Annotated in this window: 32 protein-coding genes; 5 read left to right on the forward strand and 27 right to left on the reverse strand. The window is 58.3% G+C overall.

What is annotated here, in order from left to right; translation table 11 throughout:
• Positions 1-8: 8 nt before the first annotated feature.
• Both H597_RS0111530 and H597_RS0111535 read right to left on the reverse strand, forming a co-directional pair.
• On the reverse strand, positions 9-605 hold the full coding sequence (locus tag H597_RS0111530) for a hypothetical protein (RefSeq protein ID WP_028102280.1): 597 nt from the start codon (positions 603-605) through the stop codon (positions 9-11).
• 67 nt (positions 606-672) lie between these two features.
• Positions 673-1,164, reverse strand: a complete 492-nt coding sequence (locus tag H597_RS0111535; RefSeq protein WP_028102281.1) for a hypothetical protein — start codon at positions 1,162-1,164, stop codon at positions 673-675.
• 500 nt (positions 1,165-1,664) lie between these two features.
• On the opposite strand from H597_RS0111535, the gene H597_RS34790 reads away from it, so the two are divergent.
• Positions 1,665-1,949 carry a hypothetical protein gene (locus H597_RS34790; RefSeq protein ID WP_154668064.1) on the forward strand — a complete coding sequence of 95 codons (285 nt, stop codon included), beginning with the start codon at positions 1,665-1,667 and terminating at the stop codon, positions 1,947-1,949.
• 84 nt (positions 1,950-2,033) lie between these two features.
• Here the strand turns inward: H597_RS34790 and H597_RS34795 are convergent, their stop codons facing one another.
• From H597_RS34795 to H597_RS35370, 8 genes are all read right to left on the reverse strand, one after another.
• Entirely contained in the window at positions 2,034-2,252 is a 219-nt protein-coding gene (locus H597_RS34795; RefSeq protein ID WP_154668065.1) for a hypothetical protein, read from the reverse strand.
• Between the two features lie 82 nt (positions 2,253-2,334).
• A complete protein-coding gene (locus H597_RS0111540) occupies positions 2,335-2,682 on the reverse strand; it encodes a hypothetical protein (protein WP_028102282.1) in 348 nt (115 codons plus the stop codon).
• A gap of 842 nt (positions 2,683-3,524) precedes the next feature.
• Positions 3,525-3,998, reverse strand: coding sequence for a hypothetical protein (locus H597_RS34800; RefSeq protein ID WP_154668066.1), 474 nt, complete (start codon positions 3,996-3,998; stop codon positions 3,525-3,527).
• Between the two features lie 463 nt (positions 3,999-4,461).
• Positions 4,462-4,761: a hypothetical protein gene (locus H597_RS0111555; protein WP_028102283.1), complete on the reverse strand. Its 300-nt coding sequence runs from the start codon at positions 4,759-4,761 to the stop codon at positions 4,462-4,464.
• Positions 4,762-4,850: 89 nt separating this feature from the next.
• Positions 4,851-5,246 carry a toxin-antitoxin system YwqK family antitoxin gene (locus H597_RS34080; RefSeq protein ID WP_229632151.1) on the reverse strand — a complete coding sequence of 132 codons (396 nt, stop codon included), beginning with the start codon at positions 5,244-5,246 and terminating at the stop codon, positions 4,851-4,853.
• A complete protein-coding gene (locus H597_RS35690) occupies positions 5,233-5,439 on the reverse strand; it encodes a hypothetical protein (RefSeq protein ID WP_028101337.1) in 207 nt (68 codons plus the stop codon). The genes H597_RS34080 and H597_RS35690 overlap by 14 nt, the downstream gene beginning before the upstream one ends.
• An 80-nt stretch (positions 5,440-5,519) precedes the next feature.
• A complete protein-coding gene (locus H597_RS0111565; RefSeq protein ID WP_371850726.1) occupies positions 5,520-5,942 on the reverse strand; it encodes a low molecular weight protein tyrosine phosphatase family protein in 423 nt (140 codons plus the stop codon).
• Complete coding sequence (locus tag H597_RS35370; RefSeq protein WP_028102285.1) at positions 5,943-6,218, reverse strand: hypothetical protein; 276 nt, start codon at positions 6,216-6,218, stop codon at positions 5,943-5,945.
• 139 nt (positions 6,219-6,357) lie between these two features.
• Here H597_RS35370 and H597_RS0111575 point away from each other — a divergent pair, with 139 nt between their 5' ends.
• Positions 6,358-7,323, forward strand: a complete 966-nt coding sequence (locus H597_RS0111575) for an integron integrase (RefSeq protein WP_028102286.1) — start codon at positions 6,358-6,360, stop codon at positions 7,321-7,323.
• A 14-nt stretch (positions 7,324-7,337) separates the two neighbouring features.
• Here the strand turns inward: H597_RS0111575 and H597_RS0111580 are convergent, their stop codons facing one another.
• The 9 genes from H597_RS0111580 to H597_RS35695 form a co-directional block, all read right to left on the reverse strand.
• Positions 7,338-8,117 (reverse strand): hypothetical protein, encoded by a 780-nt coding sequence (locus H597_RS0111580; RefSeq protein ID WP_028102287.1) that lies wholly within the window; start codon positions 8,115-8,117, stop codon positions 7,338-7,340.
• Positions 8,089-8,478 (reverse strand): hypothetical protein, encoded by a 390-nt coding sequence (locus H597_RS0111585; protein ID WP_154668068.1) that lies wholly within the window; start codon positions 8,476-8,478, stop codon positions 8,089-8,091. Before H597_RS0111585 ends, H597_RS0111580 begins: the two co-directional genes overlap by 29 nt.
• A 12-nt stretch (positions 8,479-8,490) precedes the next feature.
• Positions 8,491-9,012: a GNAT family N-acetyltransferase gene (locus H597_RS0111590; RefSeq protein ID WP_028102289.1), complete on the reverse strand. Its 522-nt coding sequence runs from the start codon at positions 9,010-9,012 to the stop codon at positions 8,491-8,493.
• 9 nt (positions 9,013-9,021) lie between these two features.
• Positions 9,022-9,600 (reverse strand): Holliday junction branch migration protein RuvA, encoded by a 579-nt coding sequence (gene ruvA, locus H597_RS0111595; protein ID WP_028102290.1) that lies wholly within the window; start codon positions 9,598-9,600, stop codon positions 9,022-9,024.
• A 19-nt stretch (positions 9,601-9,619) separates the two neighbouring features.
• Positions 9,620-10,156 carry a crossover junction endodeoxyribonuclease RuvC gene (gene ruvC / locus H597_RS0111600; RefSeq protein ID WP_028102291.1) on the reverse strand — a complete coding sequence of 179 codons (537 nt, stop codon included), beginning with the start codon at positions 10,154-10,156 and terminating at the stop codon, positions 9,620-9,622.
• A 146-nt stretch (positions 10,157-10,302) separates the two neighbouring features.
• A complete protein-coding gene (purH, locus tag H597_RS0111605; protein WP_028102292.1) occupies positions 10,303-11,877 on the reverse strand; it encodes a bifunctional phosphoribosylaminoimidazolecarboxamide formyltransferase/IMP cyclohydrolase in 1,575 nt (524 codons plus the stop codon).
• 92 nt (positions 11,878-11,969) lie between these two features.
• Positions 11,970-12,203 carry a helix-turn-helix domain-containing protein gene (locus tag H597_RS0111610; RefSeq protein WP_028102293.1) on the reverse strand — a complete coding sequence of 78 codons (234 nt, stop codon included), beginning with the start codon at positions 12,201-12,203 and terminating at the stop codon, positions 11,970-11,972.
• Positions 12,204-12,246: 43 nt separating this feature from the next.
• A complete protein-coding gene (gene dusB, locus H597_RS0111615; RefSeq protein WP_083941059.1) occupies positions 12,247-13,263 on the reverse strand; it encodes a tRNA dihydrouridine synthase DusB in 1,017 nt (338 codons plus the stop codon).
• Between the two features lie 69 nt (positions 13,264-13,332).
• Complete coding sequence (locus H597_RS35695; RefSeq protein WP_211232036.1) at positions 13,333-13,611, reverse strand: hypothetical protein; 279 nt, start codon at positions 13,609-13,611, stop codon at positions 13,333-13,335.
• Positions 13,612-13,650: 39 nt separating this feature from the next.
• On the opposite strand from H597_RS35695, the gene H597_RS0111620 reads away from it, so the two are divergent.
• Entirely contained in the window at positions 13,651-14,610 is a 960-nt protein-coding gene (locus tag H597_RS0111620) for a hypothetical protein (RefSeq protein WP_211232037.1), read from the forward strand.
• 66 nt (positions 14,611-14,676) lie between these two features.
• Here H597_RS0111620 and H597_RS0111625 read toward each other — a convergent pair whose 3' ends face one another.
• The 4 genes from H597_RS0111625 to tyrS all read right to left on the reverse strand — a co-directional run bounded on the left by H597_RS0111625 (position 14,677) and on the right by tyrS (position 17,805).
• Positions 14,677-15,321 carry a histidine phosphatase family protein gene (locus tag H597_RS0111625; RefSeq protein WP_028102296.1) on the reverse strand — a complete coding sequence of 215 codons (645 nt, stop codon included), beginning with the start codon at positions 15,319-15,321 and terminating at the stop codon, positions 14,677-14,679.
• Positions 15,318-15,932 (reverse strand): YbhB/YbcL family Raf kinase inhibitor-like protein, encoded by a 615-nt coding sequence (locus H597_RS0111630; protein WP_028102297.1) that lies wholly within the window; start codon positions 15,930-15,932, stop codon positions 15,318-15,320. The genes H597_RS0111625 and H597_RS0111630 overlap by 4 nt, the downstream gene beginning before the upstream one ends.
• Before the next feature lie 194 nt (positions 15,933-16,126).
• Positions 16,127-16,576, reverse strand: a complete 450-nt coding sequence (dtd, locus tag H597_RS0111635) for a D-aminoacyl-tRNA deacylase (RefSeq protein WP_028102298.1) — start codon at positions 16,574-16,576, stop codon at positions 16,127-16,129.
• The gene (gene tyrS, locus H597_RS0111640) at positions 16,573-17,805 is read right to left on the reverse strand and encodes a tyrosine--tRNA ligase (RefSeq protein WP_051293713.1); all 1,233 of its coding nucleotides are present in this window, start codon (positions 17,803-17,805) and stop codon (positions 16,573-16,575) included. The genes dtd and tyrS overlap by 4 nt, the downstream gene beginning before the upstream one ends.
• 156 nt (positions 17,806-17,961) lie before the next feature.
• On the opposite strand from tyrS, the gene H597_RS0111645 reads away from it, so the two are divergent.
• Together H597_RS0111645 and H597_RS0111650 are read left to right on the forward strand one after the other, a co-directional pair.
• On the forward strand, positions 17,962-19,344 hold the full coding sequence (locus tag H597_RS0111645; protein ID WP_028102300.1) for a M23 family metallopeptidase: 1,383 nt from the start codon (positions 17,962-17,964) through the stop codon (positions 19,342-19,344).
• A gap of 82 nt (positions 19,345-19,426) precedes the next feature.
• Positions 19,427-20,518 (forward strand): anhydro-N-acetylmuramic acid kinase, encoded by a 1,092-nt coding sequence (locus tag H597_RS0111650; RefSeq protein ID WP_028102301.1) that lies wholly within the window; start codon positions 19,427-19,429, stop codon positions 20,516-20,518.
• 67 nt (positions 20,519-20,585) lie between these two features.
• Here H597_RS0111650 and erpA read toward each other — a convergent pair whose 3' ends face one another.
• The 4 genes from erpA to rpsI all read right to left on the reverse strand — a co-directional run bounded on the left by erpA (position 20,586) and on the right by rpsI (position 23,421).
• The gene (gene erpA / locus H597_RS0111655; protein ID WP_028102302.1) at positions 20,586-20,942 is read right to left on the reverse strand and encodes an iron-sulfur cluster insertion protein ErpA; all 357 of its coding nucleotides are present in this window, start codon (positions 20,940-20,942) and stop codon (positions 20,586-20,588) included.
• A 162-nt stretch (positions 20,943-21,104) separates the two neighbouring features.
• On the reverse strand, positions 21,105-21,773 hold the full coding sequence (locus H597_RS0111660) for a DUF6776 family protein (RefSeq protein ID WP_028102303.1): 669 nt from the start codon (positions 21,771-21,773) through the stop codon (positions 21,105-21,107).
• Between the two features lie 12 nt (positions 21,774-21,785).
• On the reverse strand, positions 21,786-22,823 hold the full coding sequence (argC, locus tag H597_RS0111665; protein WP_028102304.1) for an N-acetyl-gamma-glutamyl-phosphate reductase: 1,038 nt from the start codon (positions 22,821-22,823) through the stop codon (positions 21,786-21,788).
• Positions 22,824-23,028: 205 nt separating this feature from the next.
• On the reverse strand, positions 23,029-23,421 hold the full coding sequence (gene rpsI, locus H597_RS0111670) for a 30S ribosomal protein S9 (protein WP_028102305.1): 393 nt from the start codon (positions 23,419-23,421) through the stop codon (positions 23,029-23,031).
• Between the last annotated feature and the right edge of the window lie 6 nt (positions 23,422-23,427).

A 23,427-nucleotide genomic window follows, 5' to 3' on the forward strand; every position in this document is an offset into this window, starting at 1 on the left:
TGCCCGGCCTACTTCAAAGGAACAAGGCGTAATTCATCCGGGAGCGCGCCTCCGCGCAGCGCTGCGCTCACCAGCGATATATCTTCATCAGATTTGAAGCTCAGCGCCATATCGCGTGACAGGGGCCCCGTAATGCGGATCCGATCCAGAACCCGGCCTTCCCATTCAATGAGAGCAAGCTTGCCGGACACGCCTCGAGTAAGCGCAGCCACGCGCTCGGCTGCACTTTCTGTCAGCCGAATTGCCAGTTCTGAGCGAGCACCGCTGGAAATCGGCCGGGCATCGGCAACATCCGCTTGGGTCACGAGGGGACGCGATTCCCCTTCCATGATGAGCCGGAACTTCCCATGGGTTGAAGTCAGGTAGTTGATCTGCTTTGAACTGGGCGACCAGCCGCCGAAGCGAAGTGTGATTTTGTTCGCGATGACTTGTGCTTCAACTGAAGTAAAGAAGCCTGGCTCAAGGCTCTTAAATCGCCGTTCAAGAATTTTTGCAATCGCTGGTATGGATGCCGGAGCAAGTTGATCCGCACGCAGGGTGATTGCGATTGTTTCTGCACTCGCGGCCGCGGATGTGACCAGGGCGGCTACTACGATAGATATCATTGCGCACCTGCGCTCAAATTGCAGACCCATATTTCCCTTTACATTCACCTTAGGTCGGCCGGCTCGATCAGCGATCGCTTTCCGGTGTTTCGGCTGAGCCCACGCGGGCGCCATCACTTCGCTTCCCAAGTGCCTCAAAGGTCAATGGAAAGTGCTTCTTGAACGTAGTCCAGTCCGGAGAATCAGTGAAGCCTCCGTATTCGTAGCCCGCATCAAAATAGCTATATAACAGTTCAGATTCTTGTTTGTCCAGCTTGAAGACCAATGCACTAAAAGGGCGATCGCCTGCCTTGAGCAGTACTTCCACCAAGGTTGTACCATGATCATAGCACCCGGCTGCGCCACCACAATCAGCGCTAAGCAGGTACTTCAGGGCATCAATATCCAGTTCGGCGACCAGCGACTTGAGCGCCCTGTGATACCGGTATTGTTCAATAATTGATTGAGTCCCCAGCACCGTTTCGTACACACGAACGCCTTCGACTGTGCGAAACACATAATAGAGATGAGTCGCAATTGCCAGGAGGCAGAAAGTAATAGCAGCAATCTTCTTTTTCATTTGGTATCCGACATTCCGGCGCCGTCAAGCTGCGATCCCGTTGAGTCCAAGCTGCTTCCATTTCGCGTAAGACAGCGCCGAAATGAGCGTTTGCAGAAGCGGAGGCTGCATCGAAGAGCCCAGCTCCCGGCTCCTCTGGATAGGAGGTGTGATAAATGATCCATCGCTTCGGATAGTCCCGTTTAGGATTAGTCTTTCCGGGAACGAACAGAATCCAATCTTGGCTTTGAACGCCGCGTGAACACGTTGACCAACCTGAGTCAATCTCAAACATATCACCGGGACGCAATTTCCCTTTATAGGTCCGCTCGACTCGAAACCTTGCACGCTCGATGTCCATCTTGAAGTTAGGGTCGATCCAAGATCCCTCGCGTACATTCCTGACGTCGATCACGGTGGCGACCACAACAAACTGAGCGTTATCAAAATTTGATTTGACTCGGGCTGGCGAATTTTCCCAATATTTCTCCGCCAACGGTTGGCATGCATTGGCGCTCTGCATGAGAAAAGTTGCGATTACCAAAGCGTTCAGTTTGTTGCGTATTTTCTTAGCCGGCCAGGTGAATATGGACGTCCAACCGTGCAGCGTAACCGGACGTTACAGCGCGCAGCGATGTCACGCAGCTGATACATCGACCGCAAAGAAAAATAAGAAGATGACGAAAATGCGAAGGATCATAGATGTCGCGCCCAACGTTGCGGTTCAGCGGCGCGCGTCAGCGCGTCCGCTGGAAGATATGGTTGAGCGAGATTCCGGCAAAAAAGTCACGAGCCGATTGCCGTAAGATAGCCGCCGGTACCGTCGGGAGTCAAAATCGGATAGAAGGTCTTTGTCTTGCCGCATACGTCGGCGATCCACTTCTCCGAAATCACACCGGGACGCGCGCAACATTGGGTTGAACCTCAATAATTTTCGGCGAGTTGCACTGATGTTCCTGTGCTACCTGAGACAGCCATCGCTGATAGGTGTAATTGAGCAGCCCATCTGTCTTGATGCTTGATCCAGGAACAGCATTTGCAACGGTTCCGGCGATTGCGCAGCCAGACGCAATTGCGGCAAACGCCAGGGCGGTCAAAACAGATTTCATAGTTCTCCAATAAGATGCGCGAGCTCGCGCCAAACATCGCTATTCAACGACGGCGCAGTCAGGCGTCCGCTGAAGCTGATGGTTAAAATGCGGCCAGTTCGTAGATATGATCGGCGCCATACTCGGTGATGAATTTTCTCAGTAAGGCAATATCTTCAGGGTGTTCAACCTCTAGTGCCGAACACGGATCGAGCACTTTTTGAAGAGCAGTCGGATTGATCTGAAAAATGGCGATTCCAGAGGCCTCGTCATACACAATTGGATCTCCATGGACCCAGCTAACGTTGGCTCCGTCAAGCGCCATTTCAAAATCAAGGGTAAGAAGCTCGTCCAGCGCAACGTGCACGAAGTCCTCCAGTGCATCAAGATCATCCCCTAGCTTTACCAGTTCTTTCGAGATTTTTGTTGAGATGAAGGTACTTCCGAGCATATGTCTATCTTTCTAACGTGCCGATTCAGCGGCGCCGGCAGGCGTCCGCTTGAAGGAATTGTTAGCGCATTTGATCACGGCGTTTGCATCCCAATGAATACTACAGCTCCGCCACCAATTGAGGCGGCAACTTTGACTAAAGCTTTAAGCATTACGAAAGAGCGAAGCCTCGGTTTCATCGGACGCCTGCATTCTACATTCCAACGCCCGTTTTCTAGGCCTTCCAACTCAACGGCCACAAAACAGTAGCCTAGGATTCTCGATACACGACGTGCGTTTCCCTCTGCCGGGAAATTGAGCAGGCACATCATTGTGCGCGCTACGGCCTGATCAAGTTCGATGTCAGTTCCCGCCAAATGAATTGGAGCCGACCACAAGTACTTCACATACCGAGACAGCATAATGAAGCAAATGATAACCAGAGTCTTTACAAGAAATTCTGCCATGTGTGCGCTAACGTGCTTGTTCAGCGGCGCCGTCAGGCGTCCGCTGGAACTGAAGGTTAGATTTTTGCATTGCGGCCCATAACGAAGGAGAGCGGGAGATAGAAGTACTTGTCATCATCCGCACTTGGCCATTTGAAGGCACACGGAGTCTCGCCATTCACGGAGCCATGACAACAACGAACCAATGTTCCATCTGCATGTTGGGTCGAGCCGAATTTGGTGTCACCGCAATTCGGGCAAACAAGACGGCCTGCGAAGTACGCGTCGTCTGACACAGAAACAGCTCCAACAGTTCGCATAGTCTTCTTCAAAATCTAACGTAGAATTGAGCGGCGCGCGTCAGCGCGTCCGGCGGAACGAAGTGCAGCGAACTCGAATGTCATGTTATGCATTTGTTTATGGCTTGGTGCCGCTGCCTTTAATAATCGCATCCCGAATGCAATCAATGATCTCATTTTTTTCATTGTCGCCATATTTCGATTGGCAGGCGAGAACATCAGCAGCAACTAATCTAAAACCAACAGGAATCGACTTCCGCTGAGCTTCGCGAAAACAGACTTCAGAACGGAAAACATAGTAAGGAAATTGTCGTATTTCCGGATATCCATAGACGTCATCGAGTACTTCATACATCAATTGCGCCATGCGATTGTTGTTCGGCCCTCGCTCCGGAAGTAGCCTTGCCATTTCTTCCTTTGTCTTGCCCTTATCCCTTAGCGCAACAGCGGATACAGCTGCTTGTTGGTCTTGCTTGCAAATAAATGCACTCATTTCCAACTGTGCTTTGGGATCGGTGGGTTGCTCGGCAAGGGCAGCTGAACTTGATACAACCGAAATAAGACAAAGAAATAGTTGTGACGCAAATTTCATACCGCTCCTATGGGGCATAACGTGGCTGTTCAGCGGCGCCGGTAGGCGTCCGCTGGAACTGGAGGTTATGCCAAAGCGTTATTGTAAGGGTCATCGGGTTTGGCGACGGAATACCTGGTTAAGGAGCGGCAAGCGAATCTCAGATATGTTGGGGTTGTGCTTGAACTCTTTGATCTGGCGCAGCTCGTACAAGTAACGATCCCAGAAAGAATTCCACTTCTTTGTTTTCTTCGGAGACGGGACATGAAGCTTCCAATGCACACGAACGCTCTCGCGACCGCAAAGCGGGCAAAAGAAAGCCTCGATGTTTTGATCTTTGCGTTGAAGTTTGCGGCAATGGAGGCACGCGAATGTTCGATTACTCATGATGCATAACGTTGGACGTAACCGGACGCAGCAGCGCGCAGCGATGCGGAGGTCCGGTTGACGGAATTGTTGGGCATATAGCGAGACCGCAAAAGCATTATTCGGGCTCCAATTCGCGAATACGGTCCCGGAGCCCGCGAGCATCATCATCTCGATGCATGTTCGAAGCCGCACGTTCGAGCGCATTCAGAAGCGGGAGCGTTGACCATTGGCTTTCGCGCGTGATCGATTCCAGCCAATCGAACGCCAAACCTAGCTCATTATGTTCGAGGAACTCGTCGAACTGCTCCAAGCTCGTGGAGTGTAACGAAGCCACTTCGGGCTCCAAAAATGCCCGCGCATCAAGCAAGTGACGTTCTGTCACCGCCCAAGATTTTAGGAGTTCAGCCGTTGCCATGTCTCTCAGCCCAACGTGATTGCTCAGCGGCGTGCGGAAGCGGGCAACGCCCGCTGTAGCACGTCCGCTGGATCTGAAAGTTAGGACAATTATTGCTCTTTGTGACCATCGGGACTCCAATAGCTCCAGGTGCCAATTTCCACTCCGCCCTCGTAGTGACCTTCCGCTGCCAACTGAGCATTGTCATGAAAATCTCGCCAAAGGCCTTGTTCATTCCCATGTGAATAGGTGCCAGTGGACGCAAGGGTTCCGTTCTCGTGATAGGCCTCGAACAGCCCATGGCGTATCCACTTGCTTCCGTCTTCCGCAAGGTATCGGGCGTATCGAAACCTCAGGCCTCCAGATTCGTAAGGGATTTCGGCGATTTCTAGGTGCAGCATGTCTTCTAACGTTGGACGTAACCGGCCGCTGCGGCGCGAAGCGATGCAGTGGTCCGGTTGACGGAATTGTTGGGCATAGGGATCAGCGTTCTCATCCGCGTTCAAAATGTACCCAAAAATGATTGTTGGGACAGTAAAGGCCCAGCGCTTTCTTATACTTGATAATGTCTTCTACCGTTAGCACAACTATTACGGTTTCACTGCATTTTGGACAGATGACTTTCAGCTGGCCAGCGGAGTACTCGTTCACAATTCGGATTTTGGTCTTGAGCGTCCCATCGTAGACGATCTCTTCCATCGATATCTCAATCTAAGTAAGCCCAACGTGGCGGTTCAGCGGCGCCGCTAGGCGTCCGTTGGAACATTTTGTTGGGCCGATTATGTGCCATTGAATGCACCTGCAGGAAGAAATTGGGGAACCTTTGCCTCGAGGAGTCGAATGAGGCTCGGATCCATGAAGTCATATTCATCGGGGATTTCAAGGCACACAATCCGCTTTCCGTTCAGCGAAGACCGGAATTTCTTCTGAAGCTTATTTCGATGTGCGCGTTCCATGACAATGATGATGTCGGCCCACTCCAATGCCTCCGGAGTCACAGGGTTTTCGGCATCGTGGTTTGTGCCGGCGGAACTAACTTCCAGTCCCATCCAAGTCGAGAACACTTGTTCCGCCGTAGGGCTCCTCAGCTGATTCTGACTGCAAATAAAGAGTACCTTCTTCATATAGCCCAACGTGTGCGATAACCGGCGGCTGGAGCGCGCAGCGCGGAAGCCGTCCGGTTGATTGTTCTGTTCGGCCACTTAGTCATGCAGCGGCACTACAGAATGGACTGTGATTCCGCCGTCAAAGCCCTCAGCAATATAGGCCGAGATGCAATCCGAAAATTCATCGACGAGACCAAGTCCCTTCGGGTCATTTTCTGAATTCGCCCGTAGCGTCAAGGCTTGCCCGTCCCACGTGCAAAGAACATTCGCCTGCCAGGGGCGATGATCCGCAAATTCTTTCGTAATGTCGATAGCTGCCTCCGCGCCAGCGGAGGCGGGCACGCCATGGCAGATTAGAGTTATTTGATCCATAAAGCCGAACGATAAGTGGACGTCATATTGACGTTTTAATAAATTTCATTATGACGCCTAATCCCACATTGATCAATGTCTAGGTTCTCCGGTTGAAACCGCGCGAACATAAAGCGTCCCGCCGCCGGAGAAAAACGTCATGCATTCAAATGAGCCGAAGCTGCTTGACCGCGTTCGCGCGCTGATTCGAACAATGCATTACAGCATTCGAACCGAAATCACCTACGTAGAATGGGCCCGGCGCTACATCCTTTTTCATAAGAAGCGCCATCCCGCCGAAATGGGTAAAGATGAGATCGAAGCCTTTCTAACCCATCTCGCCGTCAATCGACGCGTATCGGCATCCACTCAATCGCAGGCTAAAGCCGCCCTACTCTTTCTTTACCAAAAGGTCCTGAAACTCGAAGTCGACTGGTTGAAAGACGTCGTCTCCGCCAAGCAGCCCCAACGCCTGCCAACTGTCCTGACAATTGACGAAGCGAAGTCCTTACTGTCGCGAACTGAGGGAAATGTTTGGCTTATCGCATCTTTGTTATACGGCAGCGGACTGCGCCTCATGGAGGCTTGCCGCTTGCGCGTCCTGGATGTTGACTTCAACATGCCGCAAATTACAGTCCGAAATGGGAAAGGCGCCAAGGACCGCGTCACCATGCTGCCGGAATCGCTTGTCGCGCCGCTCACATCGCATCTGGATCTGGTCAGGCTACAACATCAGCGCGACTGCAATCAAGGCGGCGGAGACGTCTATTTGCCATTTGCCTTAGATCGAAAATATCCCGCAGCGGAAAGGGAATGGAAATGGCAATATGTTTCTCCCGCAGACAGCCTCTCGCAAGATCCGCGCTCGGGCGCAGTCCGGCGTCATCATTTTGACGAACAACGTGTTCAGCGTGCAGTGAGGCAGGCTGCGCAGGACGCCAATATCCAGAAGAAGGTGACGCCGCATACCTTACGCCATAGCTTTGCAACGCATTTACTGCAAAGCGGCTGTGACATTCGGACCGTCCAGGAGCTACTCGGCCACAAAGACGTTCGCACGACCCAGATTTATACGCACGTCCTCAATCGTGGCGGCAATGCCGTCCTCAGTCCGCTGGATCGCTAGCGTTACCTTAGGCATCAGCTTTGCGGCGCCGGCATGTCGCACGAACTATAACCGTCCTTGTCATGCAGCACACAAGACTTTCGGACGAACTTGGAGTCGGCCAGCTGGTAAATGGTTGTGTACAACCCATACGTCTTCGGCGCTTGTTCAACGAGGACTAGCTTGCCATTGACTTTATCGTCAAGCACTTGCAACCCGTACGAAGCCCAATCCCCATGTGCCGGTTTGAAGCCCTTCTTCGAATCGGAGAGCATCACGAAGTAGGCATTGGTCTGGTTATTCGAAAAATCCCGGCAGTAGTACCTGTCGGAGATGATGTAATCTTTGATGCCATCACCATTCAAGTCGAAACGGTCCGCAGTCACGGCCTGGCCCAGCGACTCTAGGCCGTAACCGTGCTTTTTGAGGCAGGCTTCATCGGCTTCATTATCGTACTCGTTATAGCATGCGGATTTATCGCCAAGACGTTCCGAAACCAGCTGTCCGGAGCAGCGCGCGAGCATATCAGCCAGCTCGCGCCCCTTCGGCCATTTCGCAAGCTGCGACCGCAGCGACTGTGCCACCGGTTCCGGAACATAATCCGGCTCCTCGGGCTTTACCAGGCGCGGTTTGCCAATCAGGCTGTTGGCGCTGCCCTGCAGTATTTTCAGGTTGGATATGCGGACATCTTCTTCCGATACGCCGCTTACCTTCTCGCCGCAGGCCGATATTAAGAGCGCGCACGACATGGCCAGGAAGGCGGTGGACTTCGGTTGGCAGGACATTTCAGCGCGGCCCTTCCGGCGCGACGGCATTCGCGGCTTGCTTACATTGCTCCACATTGGACGCAAAACGCGGCAGGAATGCAGGGTCCTCGCATTGCTTATCCGGTGTAGGCGTACGACAGATTCCTGCCACGATCATGGCGATCACGGCATCAGCGCAGCGCGGCGCAGTTTCAATCTTCGCCCCATACTGGCTAATGAGCGCCATCATGCGCGCGTATGCCTCGCCGAAATATTTGCTATCGTCCGCCTGCACCGCGCTGTCCATCAACGGCAGTTCGGTAGAAAGGAATTCGTCTGCCGCAATAGCAAACGGCTTGGCCTCTTTACTTGCATGCGCGACCGAGACAGCAAGGAGCGCGAGGCATGCTGCCATCACATTTCGTTTCATGTTTGCTTTGGTTTAGCTCACCATTTCAGGGAACCAGTAAAGATAGAGCGCGGTTTCGTTGGCCACGGCAGCCTGCGTGCGATACGAAAACCGGTCAAATCCGCCGACCTGGAAGCCATTTCGAAAATACACTTTGCACGCCGCGACGTTATTGGTCTGCGTCTCCAGCCGAACGCCTTTGAGTTGCCGCTCAAGCGCCCAAGACTTTGCAAAATCAATCAGTCCCGTAGCGACGCCCCTTCCACGGAATTCGCGGGCGACCACAATATGTTCGATGGAAGCCAGCTCATTCCACGTCGGCGCCAGTTCTACCTTGCCAACCAGCCCATTGTTTACAAATGCGCCGTAGGATTCGACTTCATCGCCCCACTCTTCCGCAGCATCGTATGCCTTGGAGAACGGTTCGACCGCCCGCACTGTCAGTTTGATTTCACCGTCGACAAGGTCAATATCAAACACTTCGCCGGACGTAAAAACGTTCTCCTCGCGATCCAGCGGGCTAGGCGCTTGTTCATGGATCCGCCTGATTTCCATGTTCGAATATCAGCCTTTGGACAGCGCTTTGAGTGCTTGCTTGATGCCGTCAGAGACGGTCGAACCCGCAGGCACGGTCTTCAGCGCCTGCAGCGCTTCCTTATCCGAGTAGCCCAGCGCCAGCAACGCGTTCAGGATATCGGATTGCGAATCGTGGACCGGATGCGCGCCGGTTGCGCCGATGTCGGCCCCCAGCTTACCCTTCAGTTCCAGCAGCAGGCGTTCGGCGGTTTTCTTGCCGATGCCGGGAATCTTCACCAGTCGGCCGGCTTCCTGCAGCGTCACAGCTTGCGCCAGATCGGCGATGGACAGGCCGGACAGGATCGACAGCGCGGTGCGCGCGCCGACGCCGCTGATCTTGATCAATTGCCGGAAGACAGCGCGCTCCTCGGCGTTACCGAAGCCGAACAGCAGATGGGCGTCTTCGCGGATCGTCAGGTGCGTGAACAGGCTGACCTTTTCGCCCACGCCGGGCAAGTTGTAAAAGGTCGACATCGGCACATCGACTTCATAGCCGACGCCTTGCACGTCTACCAGCAGTTGCGGGGGATTCTTTTCGAGCAGGATGCCGGTGAGACGACCGATCATATTGTTCCTTTGGATTCGATTAGCCGACCAGGCGGCCGCGCTTCATGCGCAGTCCGGACAAGGCGGGATGGACGTTGGTGACCACCGACAGTGTGGCCTGGCTGTGGGCATGGCAGATCGCGATGCCCAGCGCATCGGCGGCATCGGTGCCGGGCAGGCCGGGCAGCGCCAGCAGGCGCGCGACCATGTCCTGCACCTGCGCCTTGGTGGCGCGGCCGGTGCCGACAACGGCTTGCTTCAACTGGGTCGGGGAGTATTCGGCGACGTTGAGTTCGTGCGTCACCAGTGCGCATATCGCAGCGCCGCGGGCTTGCCCCAGCAGCAGGGTCGATTGCGGGTTGACGTTGACGAAGACTTTTTCGATTGCGGCGCAATCGGGCTTGTAGGTGGCAGCCACTTCGGCCACGCCGTCGAGGATGACCTTAAGCCGCTGCGGCAGCTCCCCCTCGCCGCTCTTGATGGTGCCGGAGGCGATGTAGCGCAGCTTGTTGCCCACTTTTTGGATAACGCCAAAGCCAGTGGTGCGCAAGCCGGGGTCGATGCCGAGAATAATCATTCCGGGATTTTACGGCAGAAACCGGTAAACCGGTGTCAGACCCACAGGGTCAGACACCGTCTGAGCCCAGTTTGCGGCCACAAAAACACCTGCGGCCTTCGCGCAGACAGTGTCAGACCCTCGGGTCTGACACTGGTTTACCGGTTTTAATGACGGAAGTGACGGGTACCGGTGTACAGCATCACCACACCACGCTCATCGGCAGCATCAATCACTTCCTGGTCGCGCATGGAGCCGCCCGGCTGGATCACGCAGGTAGCCCCCGCATCCACCACCACATCCAGGCCATCGCGGAACGGGAAGAACGCATCGGAAGCCACCACGGAGCCTTGCAGCGACAGACCGGCATTCTGCGCCTTGATCGACGCAATACGCGCCGAATCGATACGCGACATCTGCCCCGCACCCACGCCCAACGTCATATTGCCGCCGCAGAAGACGATGGCGTTCGACTTGACGTACTTGGCCACGCGCCATGCGAACATCAGGTCCGCCAGCTGCTGCTGGGTAGGCTGCAGCTTGGTCACCACGCGCAGTTCCGACTGCAGCACATTCTTCGCGTCAGCCGACTGCACCAGCAGGCCGCCGCCCACGCGCTTGAAGTCCATCGCATTCACGCCGTCACCCAGCGGGATTTCCAGCAGACGCACATTCTGCTTGGCGGACATGATCTGGCGCGCTTCAGCGGTGAAGGAAGGAGCGATCAGCACTTCCACGAACAGTTTGGCCAGTTCGGTGGCGGCAGCGCCATCCACTTCCACGTTGAAGGCGATGATGCCGCCGAAAGCGGAGGTCGGATCGGTCTTCAGCGCGCGCTGGTAGGCTTCCAGGGCGTTTGCGCCCAGGGCCACGCCGCACGGGTTGGCGTGCTTGATGATCACGCAGGCGGTGGAGCCCATGGACTTCACGCACTCCCACGCCGCATCGGCGTCGGCGATGTTATTGAACGAGAGCTCCTTGCCCTGCAGCTGGCGGTAGTTGGCCAGCGCGCCGGCCACCGGGGCCAGGTCGCGGTAGAAGGCGGCCGACTGGTGCGGGTTTTCGCCGTAGCGCATGTCCTGCACCTTCTCGAAGGCCACATTCAGAGTTGCCGGGTAGGCGGAACGGGTCTCGTGCTTGCGGTCCGGGCCCAGGCTGGAGAAGTAGTTGGTGATGGCGCCGTCGTACTGCGCGGTGTGCGCATAGACTTTCTTGGCCAGGTTGAAGCGGGTTTCGTAGGTAACGTAGCCGGGGGCGTTGTCGGTGCCCTTCATTTCCGCCAGCACCGCGCCGTAGTCGTGCGGGTCGCAGATCACCACCACATCCTTGTGGTTCTTGGCGGCGGAGCGCAGCATGGCCGGGCCGCCGATGTCGATATTCTCGATCGCGTCTTCCAGCGAGCATTCGGCCTTGGCCACGGTCGCCTGGAACGGATACAGGTTCACCACCACCATGTCGATGGTCGGGATGCTGTGCTCTTCCAGCTTGGCGACGTGCTCAGGGAAGTCGCGGCGCGCCAGGATGCCGCCGTGGACTTTCGGGTGCAGCGTCTTCACGCGGCCATCCAGCATTTCCGGGAAACCGGTGTAGTCGGCCACTTCGGTGACCGGCACGCCGTTATCGGCCAGCAGTTTTGCGGTGCCGCCGGTGGACAGGATGTTGACGCCCATGGCCGACAGGGCCTTGGCGAAATCCAGCACGCCGGTCTTGTCGGAAACGGAGATGAGAGCTTGTTTGATCATAGCTGTGGGGGGAAGGTTATGGGAAATCTGTCGAACCCACCGGCCCCACGGCCCGTCGCGGCCTGAGTAGGGACCGGGACGCGGAATCAGCCTTAGAGCAGGCCGTGTTCCTGTAATTTCTTGCGCAAAGTATTGCGGTTAATGCCCAGCATCTGGGCTGCGTGCGACTGGTTGCCGTCTGCGCGGCCCATCACCACTTCGAGGATAGGACGCTCAACGGTCATCACCACCATGTCGTAAACGTTCGAAGCTTGCTGCTCGCCCAGGTCATTGAAGTAGTCTTCCAGGCTTTTCTGGACTACTTCCTGAATGCTTTCTTTGCTCATTTTTTGTCTGTATGTTGCTAACTATTGCCAGTGCAGGCGCGGTTCACGCAGCCAGCGGTTCTTCGGCGAGGCGGTATTGTAACCGCTCGCCGTATTTCCATTGGGATTCGAAGAAACTGTCGACTGCGCGCAGTTGTTCTGCGGTCGACTCGAGGCGGTTCATCTCCTGCCGGAATTCCTCCCCGCCCGGGAGGTCGCGCACATACCAGCCGATATGCTTGCGCGCGGTGCGCACGCCCAGGAATTCGCCGTAGAAGGCGTAATGGGCCTGCAGGTGTTCGTCCATCAGCTTGCGCACCTCGGCCACCAGTGGCGCCGGCAGATGTTCGCCGGTGCGCAGGAAATGGTCGATTTCGCGGAAGATCCAGGGACGTCCCTGGGCGGCGCGGCCGATCATGACGGCATCGGCGCCGGTCTTGTCGAGCACATAACGCGCTTTCTCAGGGGTGGTGATATCGCCGTTGGCGACCACCGGGATGTTGACTGCGGCCTTGACGGCGGCAATGGTGTCGTATTCGGCGTCGCCGGTATAGCCGTCGGCGCGGGTGCGGCCGTGCAGCGTCAGCATCTGGATGCCGGCTTGCTCGGCGATGCGGGCGATGCGCAGGGCGTTCTTGTTCTCGCGGTTCCAGCCGGTGCGGAATTTCAGGGTGACGGGCACGTTCACGGCCGGCACCACCGCTTCCAGGATGCGCTGGACCAGGTCTTCATGCTGCAACAGGGCCGAACCGCACCAGTTGTTGCAGACCTTTTTCACCGGGCAGCCCATATTGATATCGATGATCTGGGCGCCCCGGTCGACGTTGAACTTGGCGCAATCGGCCAGTTCTTCCGGCACCGCGCCGGCGATCTGCACCGCCTTCGGCTCCATCTCGCCCGTGTGGTCGGTGCGGCGCGACGACTTCTCGCTGGCCCACAGGCGCGGGTTGGACGCCGCCATCTCGGACACCGCATAGCCCGCGCCCAATTCCTTGCACAATTGGCGGAATGGGCGGTCCGTCACGCCAGCCATGGGCGCGACAAAGACGTTATTGCGGAGCTCGTGAGGTCCGATTTTCACTTAGTAAATCCGTAAGACATGGCGGGAAAGGGGGGTATTTTAACCGATCCGCTGCCCAAAAACTAAGCACTATTTTTCGGAATATTTGTTGCCGCCGTGCCAATAGGCTAAAATTTTAGGCAAATGACCTATCCCGCCCGACTGAACGCCCTTCTTTACGCCCTGCTCCTGTCTTTCGGCGCGCCCGCCATGGCCGTCGCGGAGCCCGATACACCGCCAGCCGCAAGCGCCGCCGTGGTCAGCCCTGCCCATGCCGCGAACCTGCGCCAGATCATCGAAAACATCCAGCTGCACGAGTACCTGCGCCGCCAGCCGGCGCCGGCAGGGATCGGCGACTTCGAACGCCAATTCGCGCTACTTTTTGCCCGCCATACGACCGAAGATGAATTGATCCGGCGCCTGACACCCAGCCTGGCCAGGATTATTCACCCTCAGCTGGCTGCACAACTGGCCAAGCTGGTCAACTCACCGGCATTTCGTGCACGCGAATCGCGCGCGGCGACCGGCAGCTTCGGCTCCCCTAGCAGCGCGGAAGCCGCCGAATTGCGGCGCATCGATGCCGATCCCGCCATGGCGGAGTTCCGGCGGCTGCGTCCGGCAATGACGACGGCGGTCAGCAACACGGTCCGGCAATGGTCGATGGAATTCGGCGCACAGCTGAACGCCAGTGCGTGGGCCTTGATCGATAAGCTGGAAGACGATTTGCGCACCGCACCCGAATCGTCCTACCGCAGCGTGGAAATCGGCAGCGTAGGCTTCGAGCCCCTGGACCAGGTCATACGCTCGATAGGCAAAAGTATCATCAGGTTCAACAAAGCCTTCAAACGGCAAGAAAAAGAAATGAAGGCGGCCCACTATGATGAGTACTTTATAGCAAAGAATCTGGCCAACACCCAGTACCTGGCCAATGCTGAAAGAGTGATCGACCAGGCGGAATGGATTCTTGAAAACACGCTGACCGAATTGAACGCCGCCATCAAGGAACGTGAGGAGGGCATTGCAAAAAGCTCAATGTCCAGCCAGCCCGAATTCCGCGCCAAGAACGACAACACAACGGCCATGCTGTACTCCTTTGCCGGCGATTACGGTGAAGCCGTGCGCCGCATGACAACACAGCACCGCAAAGTAGTAGCCTTCATGCAGACCCACCTGTTCAACGTGACTGTTAAGGACGATAAGCTGATCTTCAGCGATGAGAACGACCTTCAACAGGCGACCGAGGTATTGGACCAGCTGCGGCAGGCAAGAGCGAAGGTGGAGGAAGTCGTCGCCAACCTGGCCGCGCGCGAAACGCAACTGCGCGGACAGCAGCCAAGGACTCCCTCTTCACTGCGCGGCGGCTCTTGATCCAACGGTAGTCAGGGCAGGCCGTCCGTCCTGGAACGGCATTATGGCCGGGCGAACGACATGGATTCAGACGATATCGTCCCGCGCGGCAGCCTGGAGGTGTGCCGCGTCCCCCCACTGCTCCAGGACCAGCAGACCGTCGCTGAACGCAAAGCGGTTGATGCTGGCGTTCTTGACCTGGAAATCGCGCGGCCCGTCGATCGACAGGCCGCAAGCCGCGCGGTAGGCGCATTCCAGCACGCCGCCGTGGGCCACGATCAAAATGGACTGCTGTGGGAAGCGCGCAGCCCATCGAGCGATGCCGTCCTGGCAACGCTGGTAGAACTGGCGGAAGCTCTCGGCCATCCGCGCCCCCGCCGGCATTACGGCGTCCACATCCCTTGCCTGCCATTCGGCGAATTCGACCGGGTAGCGTTCGGCAATCTCGGTATATAAGAGCCCTTCAAAAGCGCCGTAGCCGCGCTCACGCAAGCCAGCGTCGGTGTGCAAGCGGATATGTGGATGGTGAACAGCCACCGCCTGCGCCGTTTGCACGGCGCGCGCCAAATCACTCGATATGATAGCGTCCAGCTTCTCCTCGGCCAGCGCCTGCGCCAGGGCTTCGGCCTGGCGCTCGCCTTCTTCATTCAGGGGGATGTCGGTGTGCCCTTGCAGGCGGCGCACGGCGTTCCAGGCGGTTTCGCCGTGGCGGATCAGCAGGATTCTAGTCATGCAAACAGTGAGTAGCTGCCGATCACCTGCGCCTCGTCGACGATATGGCCGTGGATGGCTTGCAGCACGTCCTGGCAGGTGAAGCGGCCTTCCAGCTCCAGGCGCGGGATGTCCAGCGCGAACAGGCGGAAAACGTAGTGGTGGGTGCGTTCGTCGTTCCATGGCGGGCATGGGCCGTCGTAGCCGTAATAGTCGCCTGCCATGTCCTTGTCGCCGGCGAACCAGCCGGTGTAGTCATTGACGCCGTGGCGCAGGGGCGCGGGCAGGCTGGATGGTTTGCCTTTCGGCGTGACTTCTTTCGAAAACTCGCCGGCGGCGATGCTGCCGCGGGTGGGCGGGATGTCGACCAGGGACCAATGATAAAAGTCGGCGCGCGGCATGCTGGCCGGGAGCGTGTGTCCTTCCTTATTGACGTACGTGCCGTCGGTGGGGGCATCGCCGTCGATGCAGAGCAGGACCAGGGACTCGGTGCCGGAAGGGACGTCGGACCAGGCCAGGTGGGGGTTCTTGTTGGACGACAGGCGCACGTTCGTGGCCGGGTCGCGCACGGCGAAGGCAAACTCGCCGGGGATGGCGGCGCCATCCTTGAAGGAATCGCTCCAGATTTTCATCTTTGTCTCCCAGCTTGCTTTTTTGAACCGGTAAACCAGGGTCTGACCCGCAGGGTCAGACCCTGTCTGTTCGTCTGTTTGGGGTAAAGTTTAGAGCCTTTGATCTTCGCCGAAAGTCAAAAGCCTCGAACCAAACCCACGACCGATGAGCAGACGGGGTCTGACCCTGCGGGTCAGACCCCGGTTTACCGGTTTTAAGTTTTAGGCCCCACCTGCAACCAGAACGTCACCGGCCCATCATTAGTCAGCGACACCTTCATATCCGCCCCAAACACCCCAGTCCCAACGACCGGGTGTTTCGAGCGTGCCTGCGCAACAAAATAATCGAACAAGCGCTTGCCATCAGCCGGCGCCGCCGCCGGACTGAACGACGGCCGCGTGCCGGAATTGGTATCCGCAGCCAAGGTGAACTGCGGCACCAGCAACAAACCGCCGGCGACATCCGTCACCGACTTGTTCATTTTGCCAGCATCGTCGGAAAACACGCGATACGACAGGAGTTTGGCCAGCAACTGGTCCGCCTCCTTCTCGGTATCGCCCTTCTCCGCGCACACCAGCACCATCAGGCCGCCATCGATGGCGCCAGTTGTCTCGCCGTCAACAACGACCTTGGCGGACGTCACCCGCTGCAGCAGCCCGATCATGCCGACAGCGTCACTTTCGCAAATTTGCGCTTGCCGACCTGCAGCACGAAGGTGCCGGCTTCAATCTTCAGCCCTTTATCGCTGACCACGGTACCGTCGATCCTTACGCCGCCCTGGTCAATCATGCGCAGCGCCTCGGAGGTCGAAGCACACAGGTTGGCCTGCTTCAGCAGTTGGCCAATCCCGACCGGCGCGCCAGCCAGGGCCACTTCCGGCACATCATCCGGAATCCCGCCCTTGGAACGGTTGACGAAGTCCGCCAGCGCATCCTCCGCCGCTTGACGCGAGTGGAAGCGTTCCACGATTTCCTGCGCCAGTGCCACTTTGGCATCACGCGGATTCGCACCGCCTTCGATCGCCTTCTTCAAGCCGGCGATGTGCTCGATCGACTGCCACGACAGCAAGTCGTAGTAACGCCACATCATCACGTCCGAAATCGACATCACCTTGGCGAACATGGTGTTGGCCGGTTCGGTGATACCAATATAGTTGTTCTTGGACTTGGACATCTTGTCGACGCCATCCAGGCCTTCCAGCAGCGGCATGGTCAGGATGCACTGCTGTTCCTGGCCATAATCCTTTTGCAACTCTCGGCCAACCAGCAGGTTGAACTTCTGGTCGGTGCCGCCCAGCTCCAGGTCGGCCTTCAGGGCCACGGAGTCGTAGCCCTGCATCAGCGGGTACAGGAACTCGTGCACGGAAATCGGCGTGCCGTTCTTGAAACGCTTGGAAAAGTCGTCGCGCTCCATCATGCGCGCCACGGTGTAGCGCGAGGACAACTGGATCATGCCGCGCGCGCCCAGCGGATCGCACCACTCGGAGTTGTAGCGGATTTCCGTCTTGCCCGCATCCAGCACCAGCGACGCCTGCTTGAAGTAAGTCTGGGCGTTCAGCTCGATCTGCTCGCGGGTCAGCGGCGGACGGGTCACATTGCGGCCCGACGGGTCGCCGATCATGGACGTAAAGTCGCCGATCAGGAAGATCACCTGATGGCCCAGGTTCTGCAGCTGGCGCATCTTGTTCAGCACCACGGTATGGCCCAGGTGCAGGTCGGGCGCGGTCGGATCCAGGCCCAATTTGATACGCAGCGGCACGCCGGTCTTTTCCGAGCGCGCCAGCTTTTGAGCAAATTCGCTTTCGATGATGAGCTCATCCACACCACGTTTGGTGATGGCGAGGGCTTCCTGGACGCTATCGCTCAGCGGCAGGATTTTCTTGTCTGTATCCATTTTTTGCGAGATTCTCTCAAATTGTTGGCACGGCTCAGGACTTTGTTATAATGCCCGATCCCATCAATATTGCCCGATGAAATCGAATTAAATCAACAACTTAGAACAAAATACCAAGAATCCTAAAAGTTCAAGCGGCAAATTTTAACTGATTGCATGAACCCTATAAACAAGTTCACAAGCTCACGCTTGCACAATCTGCTAGGTTCGACACGTAAGTCGCGAATCATCAGCGCATCGGCGATCTTCCTCGCCGTATGCGCTTTTGGCGCCGCTGGCGTGGCTCCGCTCGCCCCTGATGCGAGCGACCTGCCGGTCAAGACCATCGCCCAGGATATCGCCCTGCCCGACCTGACCACGCAGATTGCAGCCCTGCAGCAGCAAGAGTCTTCCCAGAAATACGTCCACGAAGAAAAGATCCGCGCCGGCGACACCCTCGCCACGCTGCTCAACCGTTTGGGCGTGGAAGACGAAGCAGCAGAATCCTTCATCAAGAAAGACAAGACCGCGCGCGCCATTATGCAGCTGCGCAGCGGCAAACGCGTGCAGGCGCAGACCGACGATAACGGCAACCTGCTGTGGCTGAAAGCCACCGTTGTGGACGGCAAAGACAATCCCGTCAAGAATATTATGGTCTCCCGTTCGGGGGACGCAGAGTTCACGGCTGAGGAAATCGCCGCGAAGCTGGAACGCCGCGTCGAAATGCGCGCGCGTGAAATCACCTCGACCCTGTATGCCGCGACCGACTCCAGTTCCGACGGCAGCAGCCTGCCCGACTCGATCGTCGCGCAGATCATTGAAATGTTCTCCACCAACATCGACTTCCGTTCCGACCTGAAGCGTGGCGACCGATTCAACGTGGTGTACGAAACCTTCTGGCAGGACGGCGAGTTCGTGCGCGCCGGCCGCATCCTGGCGGGCGAATTCACCAACAAGGGCACCACCTACCAGAGCGTCTGGTTTGAAGACCCGCTGACCAAATCGGGCGGCGGCTACTACAGTTTCGACGGCAAATCGCTGAAGAAAGCCTTCCTGAAATCGCCGCTGGAATTCTCGCGTATCTCGTCCGGCTTCGGCATGCGCTCGCACCCGATTTCCGGCAACTGGAAGCAGCACAAGGGCACCGACTTCGCCGCGGCGACGGGCACCCCGATCCGCGCCGCCGGTGACGGCGTGATCGACTTCGCCGGCGTGCAAGGCGGCTACGGCAATATGGTCGTGATCAAGCACTGGGCCAACTACTCCACCGCTTACGCCCACATGAGCCGCATCGGCAATGGCATGAAGAAGGGCGCCAAGGTCAGCCAGGGCGACATCATCGGCTACGTCGGCTCGACCGGCTGGTCGACCGGCGCCCACCTGCACTACGAGTTCCGTGTGGCAGGCGAAGCCCAGGACCCGGGCAAGCTGAACATCACGGCGCAAGCTCCGCTGACGACGGCCGAACTGGCCCGCTTCAAATCGGTGGCCGGCGACATGATCCACCGCTTCGCCCTGCTGCGTCCGAACGACAAAGCAAGCACCGTCGCTGCCAAGTAAGGCAGGGGGAAACGAACAAAAGGCGCACATTTGTGCGCCTTTTGTTCGTTTGGCCGGGCCGCGGCCGAACTACAATACACCCATGAGCCTCTATATCGGATTAATGTCGGGTACCAGCCTGGATGGCGTGGATGGTGTCCTGGTCGACTTCTGGGCGGGCGCCGCGCGCACCATGTCGGCCGCCTATGTGGAATTCCCCCAATCGCTGCGCGACGAGCTGATGGCGCTGCAGGCTGCCTCGCCGAACGAGATCGAACGCGAGGCGCTGGCGGCTAATAAGGTGGCCGAACTCTATGCCGACTGCGTGGCCCAATTGCTGGCCAAGGCGGAAGTGAAATCCGCCGACGTGCGCGCTGCGGGCGCGCATGGCCAGACCATCCGCCACCGCCCCGAACTGGGCTTCACGCGCCAGATCATCAATGCGTCCCTGATGGCGGAACTGTGCGGCATCGACGTCGTCGCCGATTTCCGCTCGCGCGACGTGGCGGCGGGTGGCCAGGGCGCCCCCCTGGTTCCGGCCGGGCACAAGGCGCTGTTCGGCAAGGAAGGCAAGACCCGCGTACTGGCCAATATCGGCGGCATCGCCAATATCTCGGTGCTGCACAAGGATGGCACGGTGGGCGGCTATGACACCGGGCCAGGCAATGTGCTGATGAATGCCTGGATTTCGCGCCACAAAGGATTGGAATTCGACGACAGCGGCGCCTGGGCCGCGACGGGCCAGGAAGTGCCCGGCCTGCTGGCCGCACTGCTGGCCGAGCCCTACTTCGCCCTGGTCCCGCCCAAAAGCACCGGCCGCGACCTGTTCCACACCGACTGGCTCGATGCGCGCCTGGCGCCCTTCGCAGGCGCCAAGCCGGAAGACGTGATGTTCACCCTGTTACGCCTGACCGCCGTATCCCTGGCGCGCGAAATTACGCAGCACGGATCGGAAGCGGTTTACGTCTGCGGCGGAGGCGCCTATAACGCCACGCTCATGCGCGAACTTCAGGCGGAGTTGGGGGAAGGAACCAAAGTCGAGTCGACCGACGCGCTGGGCGTGCCGCCCAACCGCGTGGAAGCGATGGTGTTTGCCTGGCTCGCCTTCCGTTTCGGCGAGCGCCAGCCCGGCAACCTGCCATCGGTGACAGGCGCGCGCGGGGAACGCATCCTCGGCGCTTTGTATCCGCGTTAACGGACGAACCCGTGGCAACCTTGGGGTCAAGCCCCTAGGTTGCCACGGGCTAAGCTGTGAAGCTGGCTTATACGGAGAAGGAGGAACCGCAGCCGCAGGTCGAGGTCGCGGATGGGTTCTTGATCACGAATTGCGCGCCTTCCAGGTCGTCCTTGTAGTCGATCTCCGCGCCTACCAGGTATTGGTAGCTCATCGAGTCGATCAGCAGCTGGACGCCGTTCTTCACCATGGTGGTGTCGTCTTCGTTGACGATTTCGTCAAAGGTGAAGCCGTATTGGAAGCCGGAGCAGCCGCCACCCTGCACGAACACGCGCAGCTTCAGGTCAGGATTGCCCTCTTCTTCGATCAGTTGCGCTACTTTCTCGGCCGCGGCGTCGGTGAAAACGATCGGTGCCGGAATCACGTCTTCGGCTACTGCAGTCATGTGTTACTCCTACTTAAATTCAGTTGTCCCATTATAGTCCATGCCGGGGCCGGCCGCTTTAGAGGCCGCTTCAAAATGGCCATGGCGTTGTTGCAGCTCCTTGCCGTGCAGGCGCACTGCCTTCGTCGCTGCGCCTAGCCACGCCCATTTTGAAACAGCCTCTTAGAGGCCGCGCACGGTCGTTGTGTCATGAACAACGACCTTTCCTTTTTCCGACAGACTGACCTTGACCGCCACCGCTTTGGCGCCTTCCGGCAATTCCAGCGTGCCGTCGACGCGCTGGTAGCGGTCCACTTTCAAGTCGTAGCGCTCAGCGCCCTCTTTCGGGTATTCGAGCACCGCCTTCTTGCCATCCTGGAGCACGGCGACCGCCAGCTTGAGCTGGCCGGCAAAGGCGGATGGGCCCTTCTTCTTCGCCCCATATTGGAGCAAGACCGTGTAATGCAAGAGTTTTGGCGTAGCCATGCGCGCTTGCATGCCGATGATGTCCAGGCCGGAACCGGGCTCCGCCGGCGGCAGCGCTTTTTCCAGCAAGGCCAGGTCGGCAGTCAATTTTGCCAGTTCGGCATCAGCGACCGCCGGCAACGGCGCGGGCGCCTGCTGGGCCGCCTTCAGTTTTTCAGTCAGCGCGTCGCGCTCGGCGGTCACGCGGGCCAGTTCCAGTTCCGACGCGGCGAGCTGCCTGGCGACCGATGGGCCGGATTCGCCGCTCGAGACGCCAATCACGCGCTTGCCCAGGTCCACGCCCCACACCACCAGCACGCCGCTGGCGACCAGGACGGCGGCCAGGCCGAGCACGCGCACCAGCATCGGCGCGCGCACCTGCTCCATGCCCGCTTCCACTTACGGCATCAGGGCGATGGTTTGCAGGCCCAGGCCTTCGTCCAGGCCGAACATCAGGTTCATACACTGCACGGCTTGGCCGGATGCGCCCTTGACCAGGTTGTCCTGCACCACCAGCACGATCAGGGTGTCGCCGTCGCCCGGACGGTGCAGCGCCAGGCGCAGCATATTGGCGCCGCGGGTGCTGCGGGTTTCCGGGTGCGAGCCCCATGGCATCACATCCACGAACGGTTGGTCGGCGTAGGCTTCTTCGAACAGTGTTTGCAGCGCTTCGTTCGTCACGTCCTTGGTCAGGCGCGCGTACAGGGTCGAGTGCATGCCGCGGATCATCGGGGTCAGGTGCGGGGTGAAGATCAGGTTGACCTTCTCGCTGGTGTAGCGCTGCAGCTGGGCCGCCGTTTCCGGGGTGTGGCGGTGACCGCTCACGCCGTAGGCCTTGAAATTGTCCGACGATTCCGAGAACAGGGTGCCGATTTCGGCTTTGCGGCCGGCGCCGGAGACACCGGACTTGCAGTCGGCGATCAGGTGGCCGGCATCGATCAGGCCGGCCTTCAGCAGCGGCACGAAGCCCAGCTGCATGGTGGTCGGGTAGCAGCCCGGGTTGGCGATCAGCTTCGCTTTCTTGATGTCTTCGCGGTTCAGTTCCGGCAGGCCGTAGACGGCTTGCTCCAGCAGCTCGGGCGCGGTGTGGTCGATCTTGTACGTCTTTTCGAACACGGCGCGGTCCTTGATGCGGAAGTCCGCCGCCAGGTCGATCACTTTCACGCCTTTGGCCAGCAGTTCCGGGGCTTGCGCCATGGCGACGCCGTGCGGGGTGGCGAAGAAGACGACGTCGCACTGGGTCAGGTCGACCTTGTCCGGCGAGGAGAAGGCGATATTCACGCGGCCGCGCAGGGAAGGATACATCTCAGCCACCGGCAAGCCGTCCTCTTTGCGCGACGTGATCGCGGTCAGTTCGGCTTCAGGGTGTGCGGCTAACAGTCGCAGCAGTTCCACACCCGTGTAACCAGTGCCGCCGACGATGCCTACTTTGATCATGTTTTCTTCCTTGCGAGGTTTGTTTAGGTAAGGGGGTCATTTTATCAAAACCGGCAAAGCGGTGTCTGACCCGCAGGGTCCGACACCTGGAATGCGGCGGTCGCTGGCCGAGTGCCTGCCCCCGCGGGCCCGACATTGGTTTACCGGTTCTAAAAAACAAAAAAGCCGCTGGAATCCAGCGGCTTTTTGGTCGAGAGCGTAAAGATTAACGCTTCGAGAACTGCTTGGCGCGACGTGCTTTGCGCAGACCAACTTTTTTACGTTCAACTTCACGAGCATCGCGAGTGACGAAGCCGGCACGTGCCAGATCGCCCTTCAGGCCTGCATCGTAGTCGATCAGTGCGCGGGTGATACCGTGACGCACTGCACCTGCCTGGCCGGACTCGCCGCCGCCGTGCACGTTGACTTTGATGTCGAAACGTTCAACGTTGCCGGTCAGTTCCAGCGGCTGACGGATCACCATCAGGCCGGTTTCACGGGAGAAGTACTCAGCTGCTGGCTTGCCGTTCACGATGATCTGGCCGGTGCCAGCTTTGATGAACACGCGAGCAACTGCACTCTTGCGACGGCCGGTGCCGTAGTTGTAGTTACCGATCATGTCAGT

Source organism: Pseudoduganella violaceinigra DSM 15887, assembly GCF_000425385.1.
Classification (GTDB): domain Bacteria; phylum Pseudomonadota; class Gammaproteobacteria; order Burkholderiales; family Burkholderiaceae_D; genus Rugamonas; species Rugamonas violaceinigra.